Raw genomic sequence first — 9,225 nt, forward strand, 5'->3', positions numbered from 1 at the left:
CCTCCCCGGGGGACTGTGGGTTTGCTACCCACGGGTCCGGTTTCTCAATCACGGGTAACGGCTTCCGCTGCTGCTTTCGGACCTGGTGCGCCGCGAGCAGGCGTGATCGGATGTGCCGATGACTCGGTCGACGTCGTCCGCGGTGCTGTGCGCGGTGCTGGCCGCCGCCCTCCTCCCCGTCCCGGCCGCCGCGGCGGCGCCGGACCCGGGACCGGGTGCGCTCTCGCACTTCGGCCTGGCCCGCAAGGACTGCCTGGGCACCGCCCGCAACACCACCAGCAAGGCGTGGTTCACGGTCGCGGGCGGCGTGCTGTCCGACGTCTACGCGCCGGTGATCGACAACACGAACGTCGAGACGCTGCAGTTCGCGGTCACCGACGGCCGCACGTTCACCGACCTGCAGGCCCGCGACATGACCTACACCGTCCGCACGAGCGCGGGCGGGATGGCCTGCGAGGTGACGTCGACCCCGCGTTCCGGCGAGTACCGGCTGGTCACCGAGTACCTGACCGACCCCGCGCGCACCGGCGTGCTCATCCGGACCCGGCTCGACCCGCTGCGGGGGTCCGGGCGCGACCTCAAGGTCTACGTGCGGTTCGACGCGAGCGTCAACGGCAACGGCGGTGGTGGCCCGGCCAACGGCGGCGGGGACACGGCTTCGGTGGACGCGGCGACGTCCGCGCTGGTCAGCGCCGACCCGAACACGGTGTCCAGCGCGCCGGCCCGCGACTACGGGACCCCGCTGGCCGCCGCGCTGCGCGCCGACCGCCGGTTCCTGAGCACGTCCAGCGGGTTCGTCGGCACGCCCGGCGACGGGCTGGCCCAGCTCGACCGCGACCACCGGCTGACCGACGAGACGCCGTCGGCGGTGAACGGCAACGTCGTGCAGACCGCGCAGCTGGACCTGCAGCCGCGGCGCCCGGCCGTGCTGGCGCTCGGCTTCGGCGCCGACGCGCGCGCGGCGGTCCAGACCGCGGGCGCGAGCCTGCGCACGCCGTTCGAGCAGAGCTACCGCGAGTACGCGCGTGGCTGGCGGGAATACGACAACGGGCTGGTTCCCGTGCGCGGCAAGGACTCCGACGCGTACTTCCAGTCGGTCAACGTGCTCAAAGCCAGTGAGGACAAGACGTTCCCGGGTGCGGTGGTCGCGTCGCTCGGCAGCCCGTGGGGGCAGGCCGTGTCCGCGGGGGACGCGCCCGGCGGCAAGCCTGTCTACTTCGGGTCGTACCGCGAGATCTTCGCCCGCGACCTCTACGAAAGCTTCTCCGGGCTCTTGGCGGCCGGCGACCGCGAAACCGCGCGAGCCAGCGTGCGGTGGTTGTTCTCGCGCCAGCAGCAGCCGGACGGCCGGTTTCCGCGCAACTCGATGCTGAACGGCAAGAAGGCCCCCGACTCCGGCGGCGACCAGCTCGACGAGAGCGCGTACCCGATCCTGATGGCGCTGCAGGCCGGGCTCGACCGCGACCGGACGCTCTACACCGGCCACATCCGCGCGGCCGCGGACTTCGTCGTCGCGCACGGCCCGGCGTTCGGTTCCGAGCGCTGGGAGGAACAGGGCGGCTACTCCCCTTCGACGATCGCCGCCGAGATCGCCGGGCTCGTCGCCGCCGGCGTGATCGCCGACCGCAACGGCGACCCGGCGCGCGCCCGCGTCTACCGGGCCACCGCGGACCACTTCCAGCGCGGCGTCAAGGGCTGGACCGTGACGTCCACCGGGCCCTACGGCGGCCGGTACTTCCTGCGCCTGACCAAGAACGGCGACCCGAATTCGGAGTGGTTCTACAACCTCGGCAACGGCTCGGTCGACGCCGACCAGCGCGCGGTCGTCGACGCCGGGTTCCTCGAACTGACCCGCCTGGGCGTGCTGCCGGCGAACGACGCGGATGTCGCCGCGTCACTCGGCGTCGTCGACCGGGTGATCAAGCGCGACACGCCGACCGGACCGGGCTGGTACCGCTACGGCACGTCGGCGCCGGGCAGCGAAGACGGCTACGGCGACTGCTACGAGCCCGACCCGACGAACTGCGCGCCGACCGGGGCGCCGTGGCCCGGGCCGAACACCGGGTCCGGCCACCTCTGGCCGGTGCTCGCCGGCGAACGCGGCGAGCAGGCCGTGCAGACCGGCGACCGGGCCGGCGCGGTGGCGTTGCTGCGCGCGATGCGGGCCCAGACCGGCGGCACCGGGCTGATTCCCGAGCAGACGTGGGAAAACCCGGCCGTGCCCGCGTCGCCCTACGGCTCGGACCCGCGCACGGCGTCGATCGGCTTCGCGCCCGGGCAGCCCGCCGGTTCGGTAGCGCCGCTGAGCTGGGCGCAGTCGCAGTCGGTCCGGCTGGCCCGGGCCCTCGACGACGGCCGCCTGCCCGAGCAGCCCGCCGATGTCCGCGCCCGGTACGTCACGCACGCCCCGCCCGCGGCGCTGGCTGTCACGCTCGACGCGCCGGCGTCGGTGTCCACCGCGACCGCGGCGGTCACCGGCACCGCACCCGCCGGCAGCCGCGTCGACCTGGCCGTCTCGAACACCGACACCGGCACCACGTCGGTGCTGTCGGTGCGGGCCGCCGCGGACGGGAAGTTCGGCGCGACCGTGCCGACCCCGCTGGGCGCGAACGTCGTCACGGCGACCACCACCGCCGGGTCCGGCACCGGGTACGCGCAGAAGACGATCAGCTCGGACTTCGTCACCGGCACGGTCCTGCTGGACACCCCGGACCCGGACGGCGACGACAACGGCCCGGGCTCGTACACCTACCCGACGGCCGGGGACTTCCACGCCGGCGCGTTCGACCTGCAGCGGTTCCAGGTCATCGATTCGGGCACCAACCTGGTGTTCCGCGCGCAGGTCCGCGACCTGTCGCCGACGTTCGGATCGCCGCTGGGCGCGCAGCTGCTGACGATCTACGCGCACGACCCGGCCGCGACGGCGACGTCGACCGCCGCGCCGTTCCCGAGCCGGGCTTACACGATCGCGGCTTCGGACGCGTGGAGCCGCCGCATCGAGGTCCAAGGTTTCGCCGATCCGGCGCTCGTCGACGCTTCGGGCGCAACGCTGGCGACGCCGTCGGTGCAGGCTTCGCAGGCGACGCGGTACATCACGGTGAGCGTCGCGAAGTCCGCGTTCGGGACACCGGGCGCCGGCTGGACGTTCGCGGTGGTGCTGACCGGCCAGGACGGCAACTCCCCCGACCAGGCGCGGCCGTTCACGCCGACGGCCGGGCAGTACACGTTCGGCCTGTGCGCCGTGGGCGGGACGGCGCCGATCTGCGCGGCGGACCCGGCGACGGCCCCGAAGGCGTTGGACGTGCTGACGCCGTCCGGGGTCGACCAGGCGGTGGAACTGGACCCGACCCGGGGGCCGGTCACGGTGCGCGGGGTGCCGGTGGGCTGATCCTGGCAAGCTGGGCGTCGTGATCGACGACTTCGCGAAGCAGTACCTGCACGACGATCTGCGCGAGGCCCGTGAGGCCGTGCTGGAGAAGCTGGCGGGCCTGAGCGAGTACGACGTCCGCCGTCCCCTGACCGCGACCGGGACCAACCTGCTCGGCCTGGTGAAGCACCTGGCGCTGTGGGAGACCCGGTACCTGGGCGAGGTCTTCGGCCGGCCGTTCCCCGAGCCGCTGCCCCGCTGGGACGACACCGAGGCGCGCGGCCGGGATTTCTGGGCGACCGAGGACGAGACGCGCGCGGAGATCGTCGGCCGGTTCCGGCGCGCGGCGGCGCACGCCGACGCCACGATCGCGGCGCTCCCGGTCGACGCGCCCGGCCACGTGCCGTGGTGGCCGCGGCCCGACGTGCTGCTGTTCAACGTCATGGTGCACGTGCTCACCGAGACGAACCGGCACGCCGGGCACGCCGACATCCTGCGCGAGCAGCTCGACGGGACGACCAGCGCCCCGGCCCGCGACCGCGAGTTCTGGGCGGCGCGGTGCGCGGAGATCGAGCGCGTCGCGAAGGCCGCCCAGTCCTGAAGCTCGACGCGGCACTTTCACGTGAAAGTGCCGCGTCGCGGTTGGGCTAGTGCGGCAGGCCCGCGTTGAGCCGCGCCAGGATGCCGTGCGGGAACGGCAGTTCCGGCGCGCTGACTTCGGTCAGGCGCTCCAGCTGGGCGTCGGTGAGGTCCAGCTCGAGCGCGCCGAGCGTTTCGGCGAGCTGCTCCGGTGACCGGGCGCCGATCAGCGGTGCGGGCATCCGCGGCCGGCGCGTCACCCAGTGCAGCGCCACCTGGGCCGGGGTCGCGCCTGCCTCGGCGGCGACCTCGCGGACGACGTCGAGGATCGCCCAGCGCGACTCGGGCGCAGCCCGGAAGACCGCGCCGTCGGTGAGCCGTCCGCTGCCCGCGCCGTCGCGGGTGTACTTGCCGGACAGGAACCCGCCGCCGAGCGCGCCCCACGGCTGGATCGCGGTGCCGAACTCGCCGGCCAGTGGCACGTACTCGGCCTCGATCGCCCGCTCGAGGAGCGAATACTCCAGCTGCAGCGCGGTCACCGGCGGGCCGCCGAGCATCGCGGCCTTCGTCGCGTACCACGCCGGGACGTCGCTCAGCCCGACGGCGCGGATCTTGCCCGCGCGCACGAGGTCGTCGAACGCCGCCATGACCTCTTCGGCCGGGGTGCAGCCGTCCCAGATGTGCAGCCAGTACAGGTCGACGTGGTCGACGCGCAGCCGCCGCAGCGACGCCTCCAGCGAGGCGACCATGTTCTTGCGCCCGTTGCTGCGCCGGCGCGGGTCCGAGTGCGGGCGGCCGTCCCGGAACCCGGGCCCGGAGTACTTGGTGGCGAGCACGACGTCGTCGCGGCCGACGTCGCGGAGGAACTCCCCGACCAGCTCCTCGCTGCGGCCGGCGCTGTAGTTGTCCGCCGTGTCGACGAAGTTGCCGCCGCCCTCGACGTAGGCGCGGAAGACCTTGCGCGCGGTGTCGTCGTCGGCGCAGAAGGGGCCGGTGCCGAAAGTCAGGGCGCCCAGTGCCAGCGGCGACACCCGCAGCCCGGAGCGGCCGAGCGCCCGGTAGTCGTCCAATCGAGTCATGCACCCGATCGTGCAACCCGGAGCGTGGTCCGGGTCAAACCCGATCGAGGCATTCGCGGGCAACATCGGGGAGTCATCCAGGCATACTGCGCGCTATCACCGGATGAATGTCCGGTGTGCGCTAATCTGGCGCGATCACGGGGCCGGCGCCCCGCACCCCGGCGTGGCGAGGAGTCGAATTCGTGCAACCGAACCTGGGGCCAGGCGAGGACTTCCAGCTCCTGCTCGAGCGGCAGGTCCGGGACATGCAGTCGAAGGCCGCGGCGCTGAGTGAAGCGCTTTCCGCCGCCGGCGCGACCGTCCGTTCCCGCGACGGCGCGGTCACCGTCACGCTCGCGCCGAACGGCGCGCTCACGAACCTCGAGCTCGGGCACCGCGCGTGCGAACTGGGCCCGGCGCGGCTGACCGCGGCGATCATGGGCACGGTGCGGGAAGCGCAGCGCCAGACCGCCCGCACCGTCGCGGACTCGTTCGCCACCATCAACGGCGACGGCGAGTCGACCGACATGGTCCGGTCGTTCCTGCCGCCGGACCCGCCGCCGGACGGCGACTTCGCGGCGCCGGAAACCGAACCCGAGCGGACCCCGCCGCCGCAAGCCGCTCCCCCGGCGCGCCCGCCCGCACCGCCGGCCGGTGGACCCGCCCCGCGTCGCCGTCCCCAGGCCGACGACCGCTTCGACGACGAATCGAACCCCTGGTGAGCGGCGGCGGCTTCAGGGTCGATTCGGAGCCCCTGGCCACCTTCGGCAAGCACCTCGACGAGCTGCAGAGCAACCTGCAGAGCACGGCCGACCTCGTCGGCGGCATGGTCTGCGACCCGGGCATGTTCGGCATCAACCCGGCGTGCCAGCTGATGGCGGCGGGCGCGAGCGCGTGGACCGACAAGGCGCACCACCAGTTCGGGGACTACGCCAAGACCATCGGCGAGTTCTCGGACAAGGTCGCCGAGGCGGCGAAGCGCTACCAGTCGGGCGAACAGGACGCCGTCGACTCGATCGTGAGGTTCGAATAGTGGGCGACGACTACCAGAGCAAGGACGTCAGCCTCCACGGCTCCGAACTGTTCAACAAGGACAACGCGGCGGCCGGCGCCGGCTTCTTCGAGGCGGCGGTCGGCCTGGACAAGGCCGTCAAGGAGAACGACCAGGTCGCGATCGGCATCGGCTCGGCGGGCATGGCGCTGGAAACCATCGGGCTCGTGCTGGACCCGATCGGCAGCCTGCTCACCGCCGGGATCGGCTGGCTCATCGAGCACATCACGATCCTGCGGTGGCCGCTGGACATCCTGATGGGCGACCCCATCGGCATCCAGGCGGCCAGCGAGGCGCTCAAAGCCGAGAAGAAGAAGCTCGAGGGGTGGTCCCAGCAGCACCAGGAGGCCCTCGACACGCTCATGAAGGACTGGTCCGGCAAGGCCGCGGAGCAGTTCAAGAAGGACATGGACGCGGTCACCGAGCAGCTGACGTCCCTCGGCGGCTACCTCGACCAGGCCGGCAAGAACATGATGATCGCCGGCGGCATCGTCGGCGCGTTCCGCGGCATCCTGCGCGACCTGATCGCGATGCTGCTCGCGACGATCATCAAGGGCGCCCTGATCGCGGCTGCGCTGGCCCCGGTGACGTTCGGCGCGTCGATCGCGCTGTTCGTCACGACGACGATCGGCACGGTGGCCACGGCGCTGGGCAAGATCGGCACGAAGCTGATGCAGCTGGCGAAGAAGCTGGGCGAGCTGGTGAAGGCGCTGGCGAAGATGGGCAAGGCGGGCGACGAGATCGCGGGAGCCAAGCCCCCGACGAGCAGCTTGACCCCGACGCCGACACCCAAGCCGCCGGTGACGCCGAAGCCGGATGTGACGCCGGAGCCGAAGCCGTCGTCGGCGACTCCGGAGCCCAAGCCGTCGTCGGCGACGCCGGAGCCGAAGCCCGAACCCAAGCCGGAGCCGAAGCCCGAACCCAAACCCGAACCGAAACCGGAACCCGCGCCGTCGTCCTCGTCGGCGACTCCGGAACCGAAACCTTCGTCGGCCACTCCGGAACCGAAGCCGTCCTCGGCCACTCCGGAGCCCAAGCCCGAACCCAAGCCGGAGCCGAAACCCGAGCCCACGCCCGAGCCGAAACCGGAACCCGCGCCGTCGTCCTCGTCGGCGACTCCGGAACCGAAACCGTCCTCGGCCACTCCGGAGCCCAAGCCCTCGTCGGCCACTCCGGAACCCAAGCCCGAGCCCGCGCCGTCGTCGTCGACCACCCCGGAGCCCAAACCGGAACCGGCGAAGCCCGACCCCGCGCCGTCTTCGTCCACTCCGGATCCCACGCCGGCCCCGGATCCCAAGCCGCACAAGCCGTTCACCGACCAGATGACCAACGTCATCAAGGACAAGCTGTCCAAGGTGGACGGTGTGACGCCCGAGATCATGCAGAAGTTCGACAAGATCAGCAACTTCTCCGTGCACGAGCTCGGCAAGGTCTTCGGCAAGGAAGGCGCCGAGAAGTTCGAGTCGGCGATCAAGATCATGACCGACCCGTGGTTCGGGAAGTCGGGCTTGGCGGGCAAGACCGTCGTGGACATGATCAAGGGCGTGCCCGCCAGCGTCGGGAACGTCACCGGCGGCGGGGACGACGACTAGTCACTCCCCCGCGAGGATCACCGCCCGGGACGCGAGGTGCAGCGCCAGCCGCTCGTCCGGGCGGGACAGGTCCACGCCGAGCAGCTGTTCGATCCGCGCGACCCGGGCCGCCACGGTGTTGCGGTGCACGCCGAGCACCGTGGCGGTCTCGGCGATCGAGGACTCCGCGTCCAGGTACGCGGCGAGGGTCCGGACCAGGTCGCCCGGCACCGAGCGCAGCGGCGCGACCAGCGCCCGCGCGGCCGGCTCGAACGTGTCGGTGCGGGTCCACTCCAGCAGCAGCTGGGCCATGCCGAGCTGGTCGACGTGCAAGAAGTGGCCCGTCTCGGGCCGGGTCGCGGCCAGCCGGGCGGCGTCGAGGGCTTCCGCGACCGTCGCGGCGAGCCCTTCCGGACGCGGGTGCGGCCGCCCGACGCCCATGTGCGCGCCCAGGCGCAACGTCCGGTGCGCCGCCTGGAGCCGGGTCGCGAGCGCGCGGACCCGTTCCGCGGTGGGTTCGTGGTCGAAGGTGACCCAGCCGGTCCAGCCGTCGCCGTGCTCGACGACGGCCTCGACGTCCAGCGCCCGCATGACCTCCTGCGTGCGCGCGACCGTGTCGACGGCCGCCGGGACGCCGAGGTGCAGCCCGACGTGCCAGCCGCCGAGCCGCCAGCCGGCGTCGGCGACCCGGCGGCGCAGGTCCGCGCCCGGCTCGGTGTCCAGGCGCAGCAGGTCGCCGAGCAAAGCGGTGCGCGAGCGCGCGTCGCGTTCCAGCTCGAGGCGGTTGGCCAGCAGCCACCGCTGCAAGGCCCCGGCGGCGACGGCGAGCGCGGGCGGGACGACGTCGGCGCGCGCCGCCTCGGTCCCGCGCAGCTCGGCGGCCAGCCACATCGCGGGCCGCTGCAGCAGGACGGGGTGGGCGAGCAGGACGCCGTCGTCGAGTTCGGTCCGCTGCGGCACGGCTTCGTCCAGCCGGACGCGCCCCCCGACTTCCCCGGCAAGGGGAACCCCACGGTCATCGAGCACGGCGACGCGCGACCGCACCAGCCGCCGCAACACGGCGACGACCTCCTCGGGCGGCCGCAGCCGGTCCCCGAGCGCGCGATGCGTGGCGAGAAGGAGGTCGGCCCGGTCGAGTTCGGGCGCGGCGAGCAGCAGCCGCGCCTCGACGAGCAGATCGAGCGGCGAGGCCGAGGTGGCGAGCAGCGGAACGGACAGCCGATCGGCAAGCAGCCGCGACGCACTGAGCGGCTCGGTCCCGGAGAGCAGGACGGCGGTGGCCCCGGCATCGGCACAGCGGCGGAGAAGGGCATCGATCTGCCAGTCGGTCCCGGCGACCGGCCGGGCGACCACGGTGAGTTCCCCGGGCGCGGGAAGGTGCGAAGCGTCCAAAGTGGCCTGAACGGTCGCGAGTGGACGGTCGAGCCCCGCCGCGCCGGCGAGCACGCGGACGTGTTCGGCCCAGCCGGGAAGGGAAAGAACTCGACGCAGGCTCACAGCAGGCCCACCGCCCGGCTCGCCCCAAGCGCCCCAATGGGGTTGTTTCATCCTGGTTGTGGCTGGTCAGGGTGCTGGGGTCCTGGTGGTTGCCTGTGGTGG

Annotated in this window: 7 protein-coding genes; 5 read left to right on the forward strand and 2 right to left on the reverse strand. The window is 72.9% G+C overall.

Translation table 11 applies throughout. From position 1 onward, the window contains the following. Positions 1–118: 118 nt before the first annotated feature. Together ABFJ78_RS38240 and ABFJ78_RS38245 are read left to right on the forward strand one after the other, a co-directional pair. On the forward strand, positions 119–3,388 hold the full coding sequence (locus ABFJ78_RS38240) for a glucodextranase DOMON-like domain-containing protein (RefSeq protein WP_436392314.1): 3,270 nt from the start codon (positions 119–121) through the stop codon (positions 3,386–3,388). A 19-nt stretch (positions 3,389–3,407) separates the two neighbouring features. After that, positions 3,408–3,968 carry a DinB family protein gene (locus ABFJ78_RS38245; protein ID WP_436392315.1) on the forward strand — a complete coding sequence of 187 codons (561 nt, stop codon included), beginning with the start codon at positions 3,408–3,410 and terminating at the stop codon, positions 3,966–3,968. A 46-nt stretch (positions 3,969–4,014) separates the two neighbouring features. Here the strand turns inward: ABFJ78_RS38245 and ABFJ78_RS38250 are convergent, their stop codons facing one another. Further along, on the reverse strand, positions 4,015–5,025 hold the full coding sequence (locus ABFJ78_RS38250) for an aldo/keto reductase (RefSeq protein WP_436392316.1): 1,011 nt from the start codon (positions 5,023–5,025) through the stop codon (positions 4,015–4,017). 182 nt (positions 5,026–5,207) lie between these two features. Between ABFJ78_RS38250 and ABFJ78_RS38255 the strand changes: the two genes are divergently transcribed. The 3 genes from ABFJ78_RS38255 to ABFJ78_RS38265 are packed head-to-tail and all read left to right on the forward strand — an operon-like array spanning position 5,208 to position 7,647. After that, entirely contained in the window at positions 5,208–5,726 is a 519-nt protein-coding gene (locus tag ABFJ78_RS38255) for a YbaB/EbfC family nucleoid-associated protein (protein ID WP_436392317.1), read from the forward strand. Continuing rightward, the gene (locus ABFJ78_RS38260) at positions 5,723–6,037 is read left to right on the forward strand and encodes a hypothetical protein (protein WP_436392318.1); all 315 of its coding nucleotides are present in this window, start codon (positions 5,723–5,725) and stop codon (positions 6,035–6,037) included. Before ABFJ78_RS38255 ends, ABFJ78_RS38260 begins: the two co-directional genes overlap by 4 nt. Further along, on the forward strand, positions 6,037–7,647 hold the full coding sequence (locus tag ABFJ78_RS38265; RefSeq protein WP_436392320.1) for a hypothetical protein: 1,611 nt from the start codon (positions 6,037–6,039) through the stop codon (positions 7,645–7,647). Before ABFJ78_RS38260 ends, ABFJ78_RS38265 begins: the two co-directional genes overlap by 1 nt. Here ABFJ78_RS38265 and ABFJ78_RS38270 read toward each other — a convergent pair whose 3' ends face one another. After that, positions 7,648–9,123, reverse strand: a complete 1,476-nt coding sequence (locus ABFJ78_RS38270) for a helix-turn-helix domain-containing protein (RefSeq protein WP_436392322.1) — start codon at positions 9,121–9,123, stop codon at positions 7,648–7,650. Between the last annotated feature and the right edge of the window lie 102 nt (positions 9,124–9,225).

This window comes from Amycolatopsis sp. MEPSY49 (assembly GCF_051337345.1).
In the GTDB taxonomy this organism is placed as follows: domain Bacteria; phylum Actinomycetota; class Actinomycetes; order Mycobacteriales; family Pseudonocardiaceae; genus Amycolatopsis.

Bases quoted from the DNA above. Each gene is read 5' to 3' on its own strand.
- ABFJ78_RS38240 (WP_436392314.1), top strand. From the start codon at position 119: ATGACTCGGTCGACGTCGTCCGCGGTGCTGTGCGCGGTGCTGGCCGCC.
- ABFJ78_RS38250 (WP_436392316.1), bottom strand. From the start codon at position 5,025: ATGACTCGATTGGACGACTACCGGGCGCTCGGCCGCTCCGGGCTGCGG.